General features: G+C 71.9%; 10 protein-coding genes. 8 read left to right on the forward strand and 2 right to left on the reverse strand.

The window, feature by feature from the left end; translation table 11 throughout:
• The first annotated feature begins 142 nt into the window (after positions 1-142).
• Positions 143-2,953 (forward strand): preprotein translocase subunit SecA, encoded by a 2,811-nt coding sequence (secA, locus tag OG711_RS24600; RefSeq protein WP_073794096.1) that lies wholly within the window; start codon positions 143-145, stop codon positions 2,951-2,953.
• A gap of 224 nt (positions 2,954-3,177) precedes the next feature.
• Here secA and OG711_RS24605 read toward each other — a convergent pair whose 3' ends face one another.
• Entirely contained in the window at positions 3,178-3,426 is a 249-nt protein-coding gene (locus OG711_RS24605) for an Rv3235 family protein (RefSeq protein ID WP_405674035.1), read from the reverse strand.
• A gap of 939 nt (positions 3,427-4,365) precedes the next feature.
• On the opposite strand from OG711_RS24605, the gene OG711_RS24610 reads away from it, so the two are divergent.
• Both OG711_RS24610 and OG711_RS24615 read left to right on the forward strand, forming a co-directional pair.
• Positions 4,366-4,881: a DUF6912 family protein gene (locus tag OG711_RS24610; protein WP_073794093.1), complete on the forward strand. Its 516-nt coding sequence runs from the start codon at positions 4,366-4,368 to the stop codon at positions 4,879-4,881.
• 42 nt (positions 4,882-4,923) lie between these two features.
• Positions 4,924-5,604: an HAD family hydrolase gene (locus OG711_RS24615; RefSeq protein ID WP_266516159.1), complete on the forward strand. Its 681-nt coding sequence runs from the start codon at positions 4,924-4,926 to the stop codon at positions 5,602-5,604.
• Positions 5,605-5,724: 120 nt separating this feature from the next.
• On the opposite strand, the gene OG711_RS24620 is transcribed toward OG711_RS24615, so the two are convergent.
• Positions 5,725-6,303, reverse strand: coding sequence for a DJ-1/PfpI family protein (locus OG711_RS24620; RefSeq protein WP_073794090.1), 579 nt, complete (start codon positions 6,301-6,303; stop codon positions 5,725-5,727).
• Positions 6,304-6,967: 664 nt separating this feature from the next.
• On the opposite strand from OG711_RS24620, the gene OG711_RS24625 reads away from it, so the two are divergent.
• The 5 genes from OG711_RS24625 (at position 6,968) to OG711_RS24645 (ending at position 18,725) form a co-directional block, all read left to right on the forward strand.
• Complete coding sequence (locus tag OG711_RS24625) at positions 6,968-11,917, forward strand: NAD-glutamate dehydrogenase (RefSeq protein ID WP_329560484.1); 4,950 nt, start codon at positions 6,968-6,970, stop codon at positions 11,915-11,917.
• A 535-nt stretch (positions 11,918-12,452) separates the two neighbouring features.
• Positions 12,453-13,115, forward strand: coding sequence for a GtrA family protein (locus OG711_RS24630; protein WP_329560486.1), 663 nt, complete (start codon positions 12,453-12,455; stop codon positions 13,113-13,115).
• A complete protein-coding gene (locus tag OG711_RS24635; protein ID WP_266516147.1) occupies positions 13,112-14,668 on the forward strand; it encodes a hypothetical protein in 1,557 nt (518 codons plus the stop codon). Before OG711_RS24630 ends, OG711_RS24635 begins: the two co-directional genes overlap by 4 nt.
• A 77-nt stretch (positions 14,669-14,745) precedes the next feature.
• Positions 14,746-16,995 (forward strand): CDP-glycerol glycerophosphotransferase family protein, encoded by a 2,250-nt coding sequence (locus tag OG711_RS24640; protein WP_329560488.1) that lies wholly within the window; start codon positions 14,746-14,748, stop codon positions 16,993-16,995.
• Entirely contained in the window at positions 16,992-18,725 is a 1,734-nt protein-coding gene (locus OG711_RS24645) for a glycosyltransferase family 2 protein (RefSeq protein ID WP_329560490.1), read from the forward strand. The genes OG711_RS24640 and OG711_RS24645 overlap by 4 nt, the downstream gene beginning before the upstream one ends.
• Positions 18,726-19,640: the final 915 nt, after the last annotated feature.

The following is a 19,640-nucleotide window of genomic DNA, read 5'->3' on the forward strand; positions in this document are numbered from 1 at the left end:
GCACCTTCCGTGGCGCTGGTCCGTTGTCCTGATGGCTCTCGTAGGTGCGGACCTCCCGACGTGGCGCGGTCCTCGCATACGATGGCCGTTGCTCAACGGAATCCGACCGTGCCAGGCCCGACCGGCAAGGAGATCTACCCCCGTGTCCGTCCTCCAGAAGATCATGCGTGCAGGCGAAGGCAAGATCCTGCGCAAGCTGCACCGCATCGCGGACCAGGTCAACTCCATCGAAGAGGACTTCGTCGCCCTCTCCGACGCCGAGCTGCGGGCCCTCACCGACGAGTACAAACAGCGGTATGTCGACGGCGACTCGCTGGACGACCTGCTGCCCGAGGCGTTCGCCACGGTGCGCGAGGCCGCCAAGCGCGTGCTCGGCCAGCGGCACTACGACGTCCAGATCATGGGCGGCGCCGCGCTGCACCTCGGTTATGTCGCCGAGATGAAGACCGGTGAGGGCAAGACCCTGGTGGGCACCCTGCCCACCTATCTGAACGCGTTGTCCGACAAGGGCGTCCACCTGATCACGGTGAACGACTACCTCGCGGAGCGCGACTCGGAGATGATGGGCCGCGTCCACAAGTTCCTCGGTCTCAGCGTCGGCTGCATCCTCGCGAACATGACGCCGTCGCAGCGTCGCGAGCAGTACCAGTGCGACATCACGTACGGCACGAACAACGAGTTCGGCTTCGACTACCTGCGCGACAACATGGCGTGGTCGCAGGACGAGCTGGTCCAGCGCGGCCACAACTTCGCCGTGGTGGACGAGGTCGACTCGATCCTCGTGGACGAGGCGCGTACGCCGCTGATCATCTCCGGTCCGGCCGACCAGGCCACCAAGTGGTACAGCGACTTCGCGAAGCTCGTCAACCGCCTGAAGCGCGGTGAGCCGGGCAACACCCTCAAGGGCATCGAGGAGACCGGCGACTACGAGGTCGACGAGAAGAAGCGCACCGTCGCCATCCACGAGCCGGGCGTCGCCAAGGTCGAGGACTGGCTCGGTATCGACAATCTCTACGAGTCCGTGAACACCCCCCTTGTCGGCTACCTGAACAACGCCATCAAGGCGAAGGAGCTGTTCAAGAACGACAAGGACTACGTCGTCATCGACGGCGAGGTCATGATCGTCGACGAGCACACGGGCCGTATCCTCGCGGGCCGCCGTTACAACGAGGGCATGCACCAGGCGATCGAGGCGAAGGAAGGGGTGGACATCAAGGACGAGAACCAGACCCTTGCCACGATCACCCTCCAGAACTTCTTCCGGCTGTACGGCAAGCTCTCGGGCATGACCGGTACGGCGATGACCGAGGCCGCCGAGTTCCACCAGATCTACAAGCTGGGTGTCGTCCCGATCCCGACGAACCGGCCGATGGTCCGCAAGGACCAGTCCGACCTGATCTACCGCACGGAGGTCGCGAAGTTCGCGGCCGTCGTCGACGACATCGCGGAGAAGCACGAGAAGGGTCAGCCGATCCTCGTCGGCACGACCTCCGTCGAGAAGTCGGAGTACCTCTCGCAGCAGCTCTCCAAGCGCGGTGTGCAGCACGAGGTGCTCAACGCCAAGCAGCACGACCGGGAGGCGACGATCGTCGCCCAGGCGGGCCGCAAGGGCGCGGTGACGGTCGCGACGAACATGGCCGGCCGTGGCACCGACATCAAGCTCGGCGGCAACCCGGACGACCTCGCCGAGGCGGAGCTGCGCCAGCGCGGTCTGGACCCGGTGGAGCACGTCGAGGAGTGGGCCGCCGCGCTGCCCGCCGCCCTGGAGCGGGCCGAGGAGGCCGTGAAGGCGGAGTTCGAGGAGGTCAAGGACCTCGGCGGGCTCTACGTCCTGGGCACCGAGCGGCATGAGTCGCGCCGTATCGACAACCAGCTGCGCGGTCGTAGCGGCCGTCAGGGCGACCCGGGCGAGTCCCGGTTCTACCTGTCCCTCGGTGACGATCTGATGCGGCTGTTCAAGGCGCAGATGGTCGAGCGGGTGATGGCCATGGCGAACGTCCCCGACGACGTCCCCATCGAGAACAAGATGGTCACCCGCGCGATCGCGTCCGCGCAGTCGCAGGTGGAGCAGCAGAACTTCGAGACGCGTAAGAACGTCCTCAAGTACGACGAGGTCCTCAACCGGCAGCGCGAGGTCATCTACGGTGAGCGCCGCCGGGTCCTGGAGGGCGAGGACCTCGAGGAGCAGATCCAGCACTTCACGGACGACACCATCGACGCCTACATCCAGGCGGAGACCGCGGAGGGCTTCGCGGAGGAGTGGGACCTGGACCGGCTGTGGGGCGCCTTCAAGCAGCTGTACCCGGTGAAGGTCACCGTGGAGGAGCTGGAGGAGACCGCGGGGGACCGCGCGGGGCTGACCGCGGAGTTCATCTCGGAGTCCGTCAAGGACGACATCCACGAGCAGTACGAGGCGCGGGAGAAGCAGCTCGGCTCCGAGATCATGCGGGAGCTGGAGCGGCGGGTCGTGCTGTCGGTGCTGGACCGCAAGTGGCGTGAGCACCTGTACGAGATGGACTACCTCCAGGAGGGCATCGGTCTGCGCGCGATGGCGCAGAAGGACCCCCTGGTGGAGTACCAGCGCGAGGGCTTCGACATGTTCACCGCGATGATGGACGGCATCAAGGAGGAGTCCGTCGGCTATCTGTTCAACCTGGAGGTCCAGGTGGAGCAGCAGGTCGAGGAGGTCGAGGTCAAGGACGCGTCGCCCACGTCGCTGGAGAAGCAGGACGGGGCGCCCGCGGGTGGCCGTCCCGAGATCCGGGCCAAGGGCCTGGGCGCTCCGCAGCGGCCGGACCGGCTGCACTTCTCCGCGCCCACCGTCGACGGTGAGGGCGGTGTCGTGGAGGGTGACTTCGAGACGGGTGAGGGCGAGGTCCGTTCGGAGGCCGACGGCCTTACGCGCGCGGAGCGCCGTAAGCAGCAGCGTGGCGGTCGGCGCCGCAAGAAGTAGTGGCCGACGTGGAGTAGGTAGCCGCTGTTCGGTGAGTGGTAGCGGTAGCGGCAGCCGCCGTTGGGTGGCAGCCGCAGCCGCAGCCGCAGCCGCAGCCGCAGCCGTTCGGTCGTGCCGGTGACGGGCCGGGTTCCTCAGGGAGCCCGGCCCTTCCCGTTGCCCGGGGCCCGGTACCCCGCCCCCCGGGGCCCGGTATCCCGTCCCGGTGGGCGGCGGTCGTCGGGTCAGGTTCCGGGGCCCAGGTCGATGGCCGTGCAACGCCAGCGGAGGTCCTGGCCGCGTTCCAGCCGGAACGCCATCGCGCTGAGCCGGTCCCCGGTGGCGATACGGGCGAAGACCTCGACGGCGCCGTTGCGGGGTACGCAGTAGCCGACGTCGCGGACCACGGGGGCCGGTCCCCGGGTGCGCAGCGGACCGTGTTCCGCGAGCCGGGCGAGTTCGTCGTACGCGCTGCCCGCGGTGTGGCGCAGCATCGAGTGGACGGGCCGGCGGCCGGTGAGGACGGCGAGGAGGCGGTCGGCGAAGAGGTCGGTGGGGCGCGGCGGGCCGCTGTCGGGCGCCGCGGGGCGCCTGGCGGCGCCTGGGGGCGTCCGGGGGCCGCCCGCGAGGTGGCCGGGTGCCGGGTGGCCCGCCGGGCCACGTGCGCCGCCCTGACGGGGTACGGCGCCCCGCGGGGACCTCCCGGACGGCGGGGGTCGCGCCGGGCGGGCGGGCGCGAGGCCGCGGACCGGCCGGCGGGCCGGTGCGGTGCGCCGACGTCCTGGCCCGGGACGCGTGAGTGCCCGCCGCCGGAACCAGGGCCCGGGTCGCGCGGTGCGCCGTCACGAGTCCCGCCACCCGCCCCGCCACCCGTACCCCTGCTTGCCCCGCCACCCGTACGGCCGTCGGCCCCGCCGCCCGTACCAGCGTCCGCGCCGCCGCCCGCCACGGAACCGTCCGCGCCGCCGCCCGCCACGGAACCGTCCGCGCCGCCGCCCGCCACGGAACCGTCCGCGCCGCCCGTCCCGGTGCCCGCCGTCCCGCCGGCCGCCGTGTGGGCCGCGGCGCGGGTCATGACCTTGTGCATGGGGGTCCCCCGATCGCCGGGCCGCTCTGCTACCCGGCAGTAGCTTGTGGTGGATCTTGTACGTACCGGGGGAGGGCGGCGCAACGTCCCGATGGCCTCGGGGGCGGGGGCCGGGGATTCACCTATCAGGGTGACGCCGGGCGTCTTCGCGCCGGTGGGAGCGGGGTCGGGGAGGTGAACCCCGGGGTGCGGAAGGGCGATTCCGATGCGGGTACGCCGCCCCGATCGGGGACACGCGCACGTATCCTGGGTCAACCGGTACCCGGGAGGTCAGCCTCCCGGGAACCGTCCTCGTCGGCCTTCCGGGAGCCCCCCGAGGCAGGCCCGTCCCAGAAAGCGGCCCGTCATGCGCGTGTACGTCCCCCTGACCCTTCCCGGTCTCGCAGAGGCGCACAAGGCGGGTGAGCTGGGACCCGGCCCTCTCACGGCGTACGCGGTCACCCCGGCGCTGCGCGAGTGGTACGTCTCCGACGACATCGAGGAGCTGGAGTACGCGGCGCTGAACAGGGCCGCCGCGGCCTCGCTGCGGCTGCTCGCGGTGGACCCGGGGTGTCCGCGCCGCCGGGTCGTCGTCGCGGTCGAGGTCCCCGACGCCGACGCGGTCCCCGACCCGGACCGCGGGCTCGACCCCGGTGCGCTCGGCGAGGTGCGGATCGCCCGTCCCGTGGCGCTGGCCAGGGCCGCCGCCGTGCATGTGGACTCGGACGAGGCCGACGCGGACGTCTCCGCGGCGGCGAGTGCGCTGGGCGCGGCGGACCAGGGCGACGGTGACGCGCAGTTCGTGGTCGACGGCGCCGAGGACCATGAGCTGCTCTGGTACGCGACGCAGGAGATCCCGCAGCTGGTGGGCCTCGGCGACTGAGCCCCCGGGGCGCTGTCGGTGGTGGCGGGTACGTTCTTCCGTATGGGGAAGCAGGGAACGCACATCGTCTGGGACTGGAACGGCACGCTGTTCCACGACATCGACGCCGTGGTCGGCGCCAGCAACGCCGCGTTCGCCGAGATCGGTCTGGGGCCGGTCACCGTGGAGCAGTACCGGGAGCTGTACTGCGTGCCGGTGCCCAGGTTCTACGAGCGGCGGCTGGGCCGGCTGCCCACGGAGAGCGAGTGGCTGGTCATGGACGCGGCCTTCCAGCGGCATTACACGGCGCACCGGGTCGGCTGCGGGCTGACGGACGGGGTGGAGGCGCTGCTCGCCGGCTGGCGGGGCGCCGGGCGGAGCCAGTCGCTGCTCAGCATGTTCGGGCACGAGGAGCTGGTGCCGCTGGTCCGCGCCTTCGGTATCGACGCGTCGTTCACGCTGGTCGAGGGCCGGACCGGGCCCAGTGGCGGTACCAAGGCGGAGGCGATGGCGCGGCATGTGGCGGCGCTCGGTGTGCTCGACGTGTCCCGGGTCCTGGTGATCGGTGACGCGGTGGACGACGCCGTGGCCGCGCGGTCCGTCGGCGCGGGCGCGGTGCTGTACACCGGTGGTTCGCACAGCAGAGCCGCTCTGGAGGGCGCCGGGGTGCCCGTCGTGGACTCGCTGGCCGAGGCGGTCGCGGTCGCGGAGGAGCTGGCCGGACAGCCGCTGCGCCGCCGTTGACCGTCGGGCGGTCGCAGGGCCGTCGCAGGGCCGTTGCATGGTGACGCAGGGGGCGCAGGGTGGCCGCCGGGTGGCGTCCGCCCCGGCGGGGGCGGACGCCGCACCGTACGGGAGGTACGGCTAGCCGTCCGACGGGTCCACCGGGTGGGCCGCGCGCAGGATCTTCAGGAACTCCCGCATCCACGCGGGATGGTCGGGCCACGCGCGGGACGACACGAGGGTGCCGTCGACCACGGCCTCCGCGTCCTGGAACTCCGCGCCGTTGATCTCCATGTCCGGCTCCAGCGCCGGGTACGCGGTGACCCGGCGTCCGCGCAGGGAGCCGATGGCGGCGGTCAGCAGGGGCCCGTGGCAGATCTGGGCCACCGGCTTGTCCGCGTCGAAGAACGCCTTGAGGATCTTGCGCAGTTCCGCGTCGCCGCGCAGATACTCCGGTGCCCGGCCGCCGGGGATCACCAGCGCGACGTAGTCGCCCGGGTCGACCTCGGCGAACGCGAGGTCCGCGGGCCAGGTGTAGCCGGGCTTCTCGGTGTACGTGTCGAAGCCGGGCTCGAAGTCATGGACGACGAACCGGAGTGTCTTGCGGGTCGGGGCCGCGATATGCACCTCGTACCCTTCCTCGCGCAGCCGCTGGTACGGGTACAGCACCTCCAGGGATTCCGCCGCGTCACCGGTCACGATCAGGACCTTCGCCGACATCGCCGTCCTCACTCCGTCCTGGGTCCAGCGGGCAGCGCCCGTGCGCGCCCGCGGGTTCCCGCAGCGCTCACGCGCCGCCCCCGGTGCTCACCGTGCCGTCCGCCGGGAACCCCTGCCGAGAGGGCGCGGACGACACCAGGGGAACGCCCCGGCGGGCCCCGGGACACGCGGGCAGGCCGCCGTCGGCCGGAACCCGCTCCCGGTGCGCGGGCCCCGGCGGGCCCGTGCCCGAGCGGTGCGGTCACCCGTGCGGAGGGCCGCCCCGCGCCCGGTCCCCTGTCGCCTTCGTCACACCGCCCGCCATGCATCACACCTGCTCAGGAACGAGGTGTGCAGACTGTCAAAGTTTGACCGCTGGATTTGTACACATACGGCTCATGACGGCTCCCCAGGGGGGAGCGATAGCCTTGACCCGTGATCAGCGCGATATCCCGCGGGGGCGTCGTAGCCCCTGCCCTGCGCCCGGTGCACGCGGAGGAAATCCGTGCCCGGGCGGTCGCTGGTCCTCGCGCACAGGGCGACGGCCGGTACTTGGCTGAATCCGCCCCGGGCTGCGCGCATCGCGGCATAGCGTCACCAACGACCGGACACCCCGTGTCGTGGCGTTACGTCTCTTCACCTTTTTCTACGTCACGCAACGGCGCGCGACAGGAGCCAGAGGACAATGCAGACCAAGCTGGACGAAGCCAAGGCCGAGCTGCTCGCACGGGCCGCCCGGGTAGCTGAGAACAGTCCGGTCGGGGGCACACTGCCGACCGGGACGACGGGCGAGGGAGCCCCCGACCGGGACACCCTGCTCGCGTTCCTCCAGCGCTACTACCTGCACACCGCGGCCGAGGACCTCGCCGACCGTGACCCGGTCGACGTGTTCGGGGCCGCCTACTCCCATCACCGGCTCGCCGAGACGCGCCCCCAGGGCACGGCGAACGTCCGGGTGCACACCCCCACCGTCGAGGAGAACGGCTGGACGAGCAGCCACTCCGTGGTGGAGGTCGTCACCGACGACATGCCGTTCCTCGTCGACTCCGTCACCAATGAACTGTCCCGGCAGAACCGCGGCATCCATCTGGTGATCCACCCGCAGCTCGTGGTGCGCCGCGACGTCACCGGCAAGCTCCTGGAGATCCTTCCCGGCGAGCGGGCCTCCGGCGGCCGCAAGGACCTTCCGCACGACACGCTCGTCGAGTCGTGGATCCATGTGGAGATCGACCGCGAGACCGACCGCGCCGACCTCAAGCAGATCACCGCCGATCTGCTGCGGGTCCTCTCCGACGCCCGGGAGGCCGTCGAGGACTGGGAGAAGATGCGGGACGCGGCGCTGCGTATCGCCGACGACCTGCCCTCCGAGCCGACCGCCGACGATCTGCGGGACCAGGAGGTCGAGGAGGCCCGCGAGCTGCTGCGCTGGCTCGCCGCCGACCACTTCACCTTCCTCGGCTACCGCGAGTACGACCTGCGGGACGACGACTCGCTGGCGGCCGTCCCCGGCACCGGTCTCGGGATCCTCCGCTCCGACCCGCCGCTCGAGGGCGACGACCACCACCCGGTCAGCCCGTCGTTCAACCGGCTGCCCGCCGACGCCCGCGCCAAGGCCCGTGAGCACCGGCTCCTCGTCCTCACCAAGGCCAACAGCCGCTCCACCGTGCACCGGCCGTCCTACCTCGACTACGTCGGGGTGAAGAAGTTCGACGCCGACGGCAACGTCGTCGGGGAACGCCGCTTCCTCGGACTGTTCTCGTCCGCCGCCTACACGGAGTCCGTGCGCCGGGTGCCCGTCGTGCGGCGCAAGGTCGCGGAGGTCCTCCAGTGCGCGGGCTTCTCGCCCAACAGCCACGACGGCCGCGACCTGCTCCAGATCCTGGAGACGTACCCGCGCGACGAGCTGTTCCAGACCCCGGCCGACGAGCTGCGCGCCATCGTCACCAGCGTCCTCTACCTCCAGGAACGCCGCCGGCTGCGGCTCTACCTGCGCAAGGACGAGTACGGGCGCTACTACTCCGCTCTGGTCTACCTGCCCCGCGACCGCTACACGACCGGGGTGCGGCTGCGGATCATCGACATCCTCAAGGAGGAGCTGTCGGGGACCAGCGTCGACTTCACCGCGTGGAACACCGAGTCGATCCTGTCCCGGCTGCACTTCGTCGTCCGGGTCGCCCCGGGCACCGAACTGCCGCTGCTCAGCGACGCCGACAAGGACCGCATCGAGGCCCGGCTGGTCGAGGCCGCCCGGTCCTGGGCCGACGGCTTCGGGGAAGCCCTCAACGCCGAGTGCGGTGAGGAGCGCGCCGCCGAACTGCTGCGCAACTACGGCCACGCGTTCCCCGAGGGCTACAAGGCCGACCACTCGCCGCGGGCCGCCGTCGCCGACCTCGGACATCTCGACGCCCTCAAGCACTCCCCGCACGACTTCTCGCTCAGCCTGTACGAGCCGGTCGGCAGCGCCCCCGAGGAGCGCCGCTTCAAGATCTACCGCACGGGTGAGCCGGTCTCCCTGTCCGCGGTGCTCCCGGTCCTCAGCCGGCTCGGCGTCGAGGTCATCGACGAGCGGCCCTACGAGCTGCGCTGTGCCGACCGGACGACCGTGTGGATCTACGACTTCGGGTTGCGGCTGCCGAAGTACGTGAGCGGCGGCAACGGCGACTACCTCGGCGAGGACGGCCGCGAGCGGTTCCAGGAGGCGTTCTCCGCTACCTGGACCGGCGCCGCCGAGAACGACGGCTTCAACGAACTCGTCCTGAGCGCCGGGCTCACCTGGCGCGAGGCGACGGTGCTGCGCGCGTACGCGAAGTATCTGCGGCAGGCCGGTTCCACCTTCAGCCAGGACTACATGGAGGACACCCTCCGCAACAACGTCCACACCACCCGGCTGCTGGTCTCCCTGTTCGAGGCGCGGATGTCACCGGAGCGCCAGCGCGCCGGGACGGAGCTGACGGACGGCCTGCTGGAGGAACTGGAGGGCGCCCTGGACCAGGTCGCGTCCCTGGACGAGGACCGCATCCTGCGCTCGTTCCTCACCGTCATCAAGGCGACCCTGCGCACCAACTTCTTCCAGCACACCGACAACGGCGGGTACCACGCCTACGTGTCGATGAAGTTCGACCCGCAGGCCATCCCGGACCTCCCGGCGCCCCGGCCCGCGTACGAGATCTGGGTGTACTCCCCGAAGGTCGAGGGCGTCCATCTGCGGTTCGGGAAGGTCGCGCGCGGCGGTCTGCGCTGGTCCGACCGGCGTGAGGACTTCCGTACCGAGATCCTCGGGCTGGTCAAGGCGCAGATGGTGAAGAACACCGTGATCGTGCCGGTCGGCGCGAAGGGCGGATTCGTCGCCAAGCAGCTGCCCGACCCGGCCGAGGACCGCGACGCGTGGCTCGCCGAGGGCGTCGCCTCGTACAAGACGTTCATCTCCGCGCTCCTCGACATCACCGACAACCTGGTCGGCGGGGAGGTCGTGCCGCCGCAGGGCGTCGTCCGGCACGACGAGGACGACACCTATCTCGTCGTCGCCGCCGACAAGGGCACCGCGACCTTCTCCGACATCGCGAACAAGGTCGCGGAGGACTACCGCTTCTGGCTCGGGGACGCCTTCGCCTCCGGCGGCAGCGCGGGCTACGACCACAAGGGCATGGGCATCACCGCCCGCGGCGCCTGGGAGTCCGTGAAGCGGCACTTCCGGGAGCTGGGCCACGACTCCCAGCGCCAGGACTTCACCGCCGTCGGCGTCGGTGACATGTCCGGCGACGTGTTCGGCAACGGCATGCTGCTGTCCGAGCACATCCGGCTCGTCGCCGCGTTCGACCACCGGCATATCTTCATCGACCCCAGCCCCGACTCGGCCGTGTCCTACGCCGAGCGGCGCCGGCTGTTCGAACTGCCGCGTTCCTCGTGGGCCGACTACGACAAGGCGCTGCTGTCGCCCGGCGGCGGGATCTTCCCCCGTACCGCCAAGGCCGTCCAGCTCAACAGCCATATCCGGGAGGCCCTCGGCATCGACCCGGCCATCGCCAAGATGACGCCCGCCGACCTGATGCGGGCCGTCCTCCAGGCCCCGGTCGACCTGCTGTGGAACGGCGGCATCGGGACGTACGTCAAGTCGTCCGCCGAGTCCAACGCGGACGTCGGTGACAAGGCCAACGACGCCATCCGCGTGGACGGCGCCGAACTGCGGGCCAAGGTCGTCGGCGAGGGCGGCAACCTCGGGCTGACCCAGCTCGGCCGGATCGAGTTCGCCGAGAAGGGCGGCCGGGTCAACACCGACGCCATCGACAACAGCGCGGGCGTCGACACCTCCGACCACGAGGTGAACATCAAGATCCTGCTCAACGCGGTCGTCGCGGACGGCGACATGACCGTCAAGCAGCGCAACAAGCTGCTCGCGCAGATGACCGACGAGGTCGGCCGGCTGGTGCTGCGCAGCAACTACGCGCAGAACGTCGCCCTCTCCAACGCCGTCGCGCAGTCCTCGTCGCTGCTCCACGCGCACCAGCGGTTCATGCGCAAGCTCACCAAGGACGGCGACCTCGACCGGGCCCTGGAGTTCCTGCCGACCGACCGGCAGATCCGGGAGCGGCTCGGCGCGGGCCGCGGCCTCACCCAGCCGGAACTCGCCGTCCTGATGGCCTACACCAAGATCACGGCCGCCGAGGAGCTGATCGGCACCGGGCTGCCCGACGAGCCGTATCTGCGCAAGCTGCTGCTGGCCTATTTCCCGGCGGCCCTGCGCGAGCGGTTCCCGGAGCAGATCGACACCCACGCGCTGCGCCGCGAGATCATCACCACGATCCTCGTCAACGACACGGTGAACACCGGCGGTTCGACGTTCCTGCACCGGCTGCGCGAGGAGTCCGGGGCGTCCCTGGAGGAGATCGTGCGGGCGCAGCTCGCCGCACGGGAGATCTTCGGTCTGAACGCGGTGTGGGACGCCGTCGAGGCGCTGGACACCGTCGTCGCGGCGGATGTCCTCACCCAGGTCAGGCTGCATTCGCGGCGGCTGGTGGAGCGCGGCACGCGCTGGCTCCTCAACAACCGGCACCAGCCGCTGGAACTGGCGGAGACCATCGGCTTCTTCAGCGACGGGGTCCGTCAGGTCTGGGCCGAGCTGCCGAAGCTGCTGCGCGGCGCGGACTCGGAGTGGTACCAGCGGATCTGCGACGAGCTGACCGGGGCGGGGGTGCCCGACGAGCTGGCCTCCCGGGTCGCCGGGTTCTCGTCGGCGTTCCCGGCGCTGGACATCGTCGCGATCGCGGACCGGGTGAAGAAGGATCCGATGGCGGTCGCCGAGGTGTACTACGACCTCGCGGACCGGCTGCGGATCACCCAGCTGATGGACCGGATCATCGAGCTGCCGCGGGCGGACCGCTGGCAGTCGATGGCCCGCGCGTCCATCCGTGAGGACCTGTACGCGGCGCACGCGGCGCTGACGGCGGACGTCCTCGCGGTGGGTGACGGCGAGTCGTCGCCGGAGCAGCGGTTCAAGGCGTGGGAGGAGAAGAACGCGGCGATCCTCGGGCGGGCCCGGTCGACGCTGGAGGAGATCCAGGTGTCGGAGGACTTCGACCTGGCGAATCTGTCGGTGGCGATGCGGACCATGCGGACGCTGCTGCGTACGCATACCTGAGCGGTGGTACGTGGGCGGGCCGTTTCGGTCCGCCCACGAAGTGCGCAGGGGCGCCCCGTACCTGGTGAGGTACGGGGCGCCTCCCTTTTTTGCCGGTTCCGCGGGGCGCCTTCGCTTGGGCTTTCGAGGTTTGTCCGGGTGGGCGTGCTTGTTCCCTGTGCCGTCGCTCGGTGGGTGCGCGGTTCCTCGCGCCCCTGGGTTCGTGCACCTGGGCGTGCTTGTTCCTGTGCGGGCCGTTCGTGGGTGCGCGGTTCCTCGCGCCCCTGGGTACTCGGTGCTGGGCGCACTTGTTCCTGTGCTGTCGCTCGGTGGTTTCGCGCAGTTCCCCGCGCCCCTGGGTGGGTGCCTCTTGCGGTCGCTCTTCGGGTGCGGGGCGGTTCTCGTTTTCGCGCGGTTCCCCGCGCCCCTTTGGGGGGCCTCCTGCTGTGGGTGTTCGGGTGCGGGGGTCCACCGACAGGGTGTATCGGGTAATACGGGCAATAGGTGACATTCCGTCTATGGTGGACCCGATTGTCACACCGAGGGGTGCCGCTTCGTGACCGTGAATGTCTCCGCCCGCCCACAGCGACCACCGTCCGCGCCCGCGTTCCCGCCCGCCCCGGCCCGGCTGCGCGGGCTGGCGCTGGAGATCGTGAAGTTCGGGATCGTCGGCGGCACCGGCGTCGCGGTCAACTTCGCCGTCTTCAACGTGCTGCTGCACGCGCTGGGCACCGGCCCCATGACCGCGACGGTCCTCGCCAGCTCGCTCGCCATGGCGGGCAACTACCTCGGCTTCCGCTTCTACGCCTACCGCGACCGGGCCTCGCGCACCCAGCGCCAGATCATGCTGTTCTTCGTCTTCAGCGGACTCGGTGTCCTCATGGAGAGCGTGCTGTTCTACGCCGCGTACCACGGCGCGGGACTGACCGGCCCGCTGGCGTCGAACCTCGCGAAGGCCCTGTCCATCGGCCTCGCCTCCGCGTTCCGGTTCCTGGTCTACCGGACCTGGGTCTTCCAGCCGGACGGCGGCGCCCCCGCCGGGAACCGGGAAAGCGGTCACTCCTGCGGACACGGGCAGGAGAGCGGCCAGCCCCGTGGCCGCCGTGGCCCCCACCGCAACCGCAGGAAGAGCGGCCACCGCGCCGGCCACCCCTGCGGACACGACACCCTGCCCGACGCCCGGCGGGCGCCGGACCGCGCGGCCCGCGCGCGGCGATGACCCTCGACCGGGCGCGGCCGACGGCACCCTCGGCGCCCCGTCCCCCCGCCCGCTCCCGGGCCCTGGCCGCGGCCCGCTCGACGGCCCCGTACGCCGTGTGGGGCGCCGCCCTGCTCCTGGTCGTCCTGCTGGCGCTGGTGATCGTCCCGCTGCCGTGGATCGGTGACCTCGGGATGCACGCCGCGACCGTCGAACGGCTGCGCCACGACCTCGCCCACCCGGGCAACCCGCTGGTCGCCGAGGACACCCCCAGCCCCTACTACTCGCCGTGGACCGTGCTGCTCGGGCTGTTCGCGGTGCTCGGCGGGGTGCCCACGTTCGGGGTGCTGCGCACCGGCGCGGTGATCGCGCTCGCGGTGCTGCTCGGCGGGGTGTGGCGGTTCGTACGGACGTTCACCCCGCGGACCGCCGCCGTCCCCGTGACCCTGCTGTGCCTGACGCTGCTGTGGGGGACCCAGGTCTTCGCGTGGAGCGGGTTCACGGGCCTCGGCTCACTGGCGCTGACCGTCTCGTACCCCAGCACCCTCGCGCTGGGACTCGCGTTCCATCTGTGGGCGTGGCTGCGCCGGGCACTGGCCGCCGGGGCGTCCTGGGCGGTGTTCCTGGGGCTGGGACTGCTGTGGGGGACGGCACTGCTGGTGCATCAGTTCACCGGGGTGGTCGCCGCGCTGGGCGCCGTGGCCCTGGTGCTCGGGGCGCGGCCGTGGCCCGCCCGGGTGGTGTGGGCGCGGCTCGCCGCCGGGGCGCTCCTCGGGCTGCTGCTGGTCGGGGTGTGGCCGTACTACGACTTCTTCGCGCTGCTCGGGGCCGGCGGGCTCGACGCGATCCACCGGGCGCTGTACCAGGACACCGTGGTCCGGTTCGGGCTGGCCGCCGTCGGGGTGGTGGCCCTCGGGGCGCGCTGGACCCGGGACCGGCGTGATCCGCTGGTCCTCTTCTTCGGGCTGGGCCTGCTCGCCGTCGTCCTCGGGCAGCTCACCGGGCATCACGCGTGGGGCCGGGCACTGCCCGCCGCCCTGGTGCCCGCGCAGCTCGCGGCGGGCATCGAGGTCTTCGACCGGGGGCGCCCCCGCTGGCGGGCGCTGTACGGGGGAGCGCTCGGCGCCGCGCTGCTCGCCGGGGCGTGGGCGCAGATCGGCACGGTCGGGTACGTGGTCCCGCCGCGCGAGCTGCCCGGCCCGGTCGCGGCGAAGGCGCGGGAGCCGTGGGAGGGGTACCGCTGGATCGTCCCGTGGACCCGGTACGGGGACGTGGTGATGGCGAAGGTGCTCCCCGCGCGGCAGATCCCCGCGCACGGCCCGTACACCGTGGCGCCCGGCTACCCGGACGTGCTGCTGCCCGACGCGCGGCAGCGCACCGCCGCCATGGACCGCTACTACGCGCGCGGCACCGCCCCCGCCGAACGCGCGCGCATCCTGCGGACCTACCAGGTCCGCTGGGTCCTGGACGGTCCGCGTACGCCGGGGGACGGACTGCGGGAGACCGCGCGGGGCCCCGGCGGGCACCGGCTGTACGGGGTGCCGGTGCCCGGGGCGGCGGGGGGAGGCGGCTGACCGGGACGGGCCGCCCCGGCGGACACTCGTCCGACGGCGGGGCGGTGGCTTCATGAGACGGTGGGAAATGCCCGGACATGTCCGGGCCGAGGCAGGGAGGAGCGGTCGTGCGGCCCCGCTTGAGTGTTGTGGTGTACGGCAGGAACGTGCAGGGCAGGCTGGCGGACTGTCTGGAGGGGATCGTCACCGCCCCCGGCGCCGACACGGAGGTGATCGTCGCGACGACCGGACCCGCCGCCCACCGGCTGGCCGAGGGCTACGCGCTGCGGGACCCCCGTATCGTCCCGCTGCCGCTGCCCGAGGGGACCCCCGACGTCCGCGCGCGGGCCCTCGCCGCCGACCGGGCCCGCGGCCCCTGGCTGCACTTCGTCCCCGCGAAGGACCGCCTCCCCGCGGACGCCCCGCGCGTCCTCGCCGGCCTCACCGCCGACCAGCCGCCCGAGGTCGACGTCATCGCCCTGGACCACGTCACCTCGACCTGGTACTCCCAGGCCCGCCCGTCCCCCGACGGCACCCTCCTCGCCCGCGCCGGCCGGGCACCGCTGGCCCTCGCCGACTTCCCCGACCTGCTGCGTGTCACCCCGCTGCTCGGCGCCCGGCTCGTGCGCACCGCCTTCTGGCGCGCCCACCCCGACCTGGGCGAACACCCCGATGACCTCGTCGTGTCCTATACGGCCCTGCTGCGCGCCGGACGGGTGGCCGCCCTCGACCAGGTCGCCCTCGACGAACGTCGGCTGCGCCCCGCGAGCCTGCCGCCCCCCACCCCCGAGGACCGCTACGCGGCCGTCGGACGGTACGAGGCCGTGCAGGAACTCATGGCGGAACTCGGCACCCCCGCCCCGCTGCGGGCGGCGCTGTACGACGTGATGGTCCATGAGTGGCTGCGGATCATCGCGCGCGGCGACCTGCCCCGACCGGTCGCCCGGGAGTTCTTCCACCGCGCCGCCCGCGCCGCGAACCGCTGGCGCCCCGCCGGACACCCCCGGCCCGACGGCCTCGACGGGATCAGGTACCGGCTCCTCGAACAGGACGCGTACCCCCGCTACCGGGCCGTGCAGAGCGTCAACCACAAGCGCCGCGAGGTCCAGCGGGAGCTGCGGCGCCGGGGCCGCCGGGCCGCCGCGAAGCTGCGCGACCACCACTACCGGCGCGCCCTGGAACAGCCCGTGGACCCGCACCTCGCGGTGTTCTCCGCCTACTGGGACCGGGGCGTCACCTGCAACCCGGCCGCGATCGCCCGCACCCTCGGCGACCTCGCCCCGCACATCCACCGGGTGTGGGTCGTCGCCAGGGACAAGGTGCCCCTGCTGCCGCCCGGCACCGACCATGTCGTCCCCGGCACCCGCCGCTACTGGGAGGTCATGGCCCGCGCCCGGTACCTCGTCAACAACGTCAACTTCCCCGGCGCCGTCGTCAAACGCCCGGACGCGATCCACCTCCAGACCCATCACGGCACCCCGCTCAAACGCATGGGACTGGACCAGCTCGACCACCCCGCCGCCGCCAAGGGCCTCAACTTCCGCGCCCTGCTCGCCCGCGTCGACAAATGGGACTACAGCGTCTCCGCGAACGCCCACTCCACCGAGACCTGGGAACGCGCCTACCCCGCCCGCTATGTCTCCCTCGACCACGGCTACCCCCGCAACGACGTCCTGCACCGCGCGACACCCGCCCGCATCCGCGCGATCCGCGAACGCCTCGGCATCGCCCGCGGCCGCACCGCGTTCCTCTACGCGCCCACCCACCGGGACTACGAGGCGCGCTGGACACCCCGGCTCGACCTCGCCGAACTCGCCGGACAGCTCAGCGACGACACCGTGATCCTGGTCCGCGGCCACTACTTCTACGGGGTCGCCCCGCCCGCGCTCGCCGCGCTGCGCCGCAGCGGCCGGGTCGTCGACGTGTCCTCGTACGACCCCGTCGAGGACCTGCTGCTCGCCGCCGACGGACTGATCACCGACTACTCGTCCATCATGTTCGACTACGCGGGCCTCGACCGGCCCATCGTGATCTACGCCGACGACTGGGAGACGTACGCGACCACCCGCGGCGTCTACTTCGACCTGACGGCCCAGCCGCCCGGGCGGCTCGCCCGCACCCAGGACGAGCTCACCGACATCATCCGCTCGGGCGCCTGGCGGGACGCCGAGGCCGCCCGCACCCGCGCCGCGTTCCGCCTGCGGTTCTGCGGATACGATGACGGCCACGCCGCAGAACGCGTCGTACGCCGGGTCTTCCTCGGGGAGACCGGGGACACCCTGCCGACGGTGGTCCCCGTCGGCGAAAGGCCCCCGGTCCCGACCCCGCAGGAGGCGGACGACACATGACATCCCCCGAGGCGGCCGTCCCGCCGCGCGTCGACCGCCCCGACCGCTCCTCGCTGGTCGTCCGGTCCGCCCAGGCGGTCGGCGAACCCGATGTGACCGTCACGGTCATCGTCCACAACGACGCCGAACGGCTGCCGCGCGCCGTCGAGTCGCTGCGCGCGCAGACGCACCGCGCCATCGAGATCATCATCAGCGACGACCACTCCACCGACGACACCCCGCGCGTGGCCCGCGCCCTCGCCGACCTCGACGACCGCATCACCGTCCTGCGGCTGCCCGAGAACAGCGGCGGATGCAGCGTCCCCCGCAACCGCGCCCTGGACATCGCCCGCGCGCCGTACGTGATGTTCCTCGACAGCGACGACGAACTGCCGCCCCGCGCGGTCGAGTCGCTGCTCGCCGCGCACCGGGAGCAGCGCGTCGACTTCGTGATGGGCGCCGTCGAACGCGTCCGCGTCGACACCGGCCGCACCTCGACCTGGATGCCGCACCTGGTGGCCGAGCGGCGGACCGTACGCGGAATCGGGTCGGAACCCGGGCTGCTGTTCGAACACCTGGCGACCAGCAAGATGTACCGCACGGAATTCCTGGACCGGCACCGGCTGCGCTTCCCCGAGGGCATCCACTACGAGGACCAGCTGTTCTCCGCCCAGGCGTACTGCCTCGCCGAGGCGTTCACCGTCGTCCCGGACCGTGTCTACCGCTGGTACATCGCGCCGCTCGCCGCCGCCGGGGCCGCTTCGATCTCCAACCAGCGCCACAAACTCGGCAACGTCCGCGACCGCGTCCACGTCCAGCGCCTCATCGACGAGTTCCTCGTGGAGACCGGACACACGGACCTGCGCCCCGACAAGGACCACAAGTTCCTCAAGCACGACTTCCGGATGTACGCGGGTGACCTCCCCCACCGCGACGACGCGTGGCTCGCCGGGTTCGCCGAGCTGGTGAACCCGTACCTCGCGACGCTCGCCCCCGCCGCGTACGCCCGGCTGACGCGCCCCGAGCGGGTGGTGCTCCAACTGGTACGGGACGGGCGGCTCGACGAGGCACGGATCGCCGCGCGCGGCCTCGCGCAGGAGGTCGCGCCCCGGACCGTCAGCGCGGGCACCGACGGACGGCTGTACTGGGGCGACCGGGTGCCGGCCACCTCGGCCGGACGCCGGGAACTGGACCTCGCGGACGAGCGGGTGGACAGCGGACCGTTCTCCGGCAAGCTGTTCCGGCACGAGATCCTGTCCGTCGCCCAGGGCCCCGGCGCCGTCGTCGACCTCGTGGTGCGCAGCTACGACCCCGGGCTGCGGCTGGCGGTCGGCCCGCAGTCCGCGCTGCTGGCCATCGCGCCGGGCCGGCGGCGGCTCGAAGTCCCCTTCCGCCTCGACCCGGTGCGGCCCGGGGTGTTCGAGGGGCAGGTGCGGCTGGACCTCGCGCAGGCCCCGGTCCCGGTGCGCGGGTTCGTGGGCGCACGGCATCCCGTCGTCGTCCTCACCCAGGACGGCCTGCGGAACACGGGGCCGCTGCTGGCGCCCCTCGGGTTCCCCGCGATGAGTACCCGGGTCGGTTACCACGGGGGGCTCGCGCCGCACGACATCACGGTGGAGCCGGAGCCGCAGGGTGCGGGGCGGCTCCAGATCCGGTGGGCCCCCAAGGGGCTGCCCGCGCGCGTCTTCCAGGTGGCCCGAGCGGGGGCCCTGCGGGCCGGGCTTCGAGGTGGGGGCCGCCCCCGTCGCTGAGCTGGACGGCTCGCCTTTGGCTTGCGCTTCCGAGGTCTGTCCGGCTGGACGTATTTGTTCCCTGTGCCGTCGCTCGTCGGGTGCGCGGTTCCCCGCGGGTCGCCTTCGCTTGCGCTTCCCAGGTCTGTCCGGGTGGGCGTACTTGTTCCTGTACAGGTTGTCCGGGGGTGCGCAGTTCCCCGCGCCCCTGAGGTGCTGCCCTTTTGCGGTTGTTCTTCGGGTGCGGGCCGGTCCTCGTTCTTGCGCGGTTCCCCGCGCCCCCGGGTTCGTCCACCTGAACGCATCTGTTCCTGTGCGGGCTGTCCGGGGGTGCGCAGTTCCTCGCGCCCCTGAGGTGCTGCCCTTTTGCGGTTGTTCTTCGGGTGCGGGGCCGTCCTCGTTCTTGCGCGGTTCCCCGCGCCCCCGGGTTCGTCCACCTGAACGCATCTGTTCCTGTGCGGGTTGTCCGGGGGTGCGCAGTTCCTCGCGCCCCTGAGGTGCTGCCCTTTTGCGGTCGTTCTTCGGGTGCGGGCCGGTCCTCGTTTTTGCGCGGTTCCCCGCGCCCCTGGGTTCGCCTACCTGAACGCATCTGTTCCTGTGCGGGTTGTCCGGGGGTGCGCAGTTCCTCGCGCCCCTGAGGTGCTGCCCTTTTGCGGTCGTTCTTCGGGTGCGGGGCCGTCCTCGTTTTTGCGCGGTTCCCTGCGCCCCTGGGTTCGCCTACCTGAACGCATCTGTTCCTGTGCGGGTTGTCCGTGGGTGCGCAGTTGCTCGCGCCCCTGAGGTGCTGCCCTTTTGCGGTCGTTCTTCGGGTGCGGGGCCGTCCTCGTTTTTGCGCGGTTCCCTGCGCCCCTGGGGTCGTCCACCTGAACGCATCTGTTCCTGTGCGGGTTGTCCGTGGGTGCGCAGTTCCTCGCGCCCCTGAGGTGCTGCCCTCTT

The organism is Streptomyces uncialis, assembly GCF_036250755.1.
Taxonomy (GTDB): domain Bacteria; phylum Actinomycetota; class Actinomycetes; order Streptomycetales; family Streptomycetaceae; genus Streptomyces; species Streptomyces uncialis.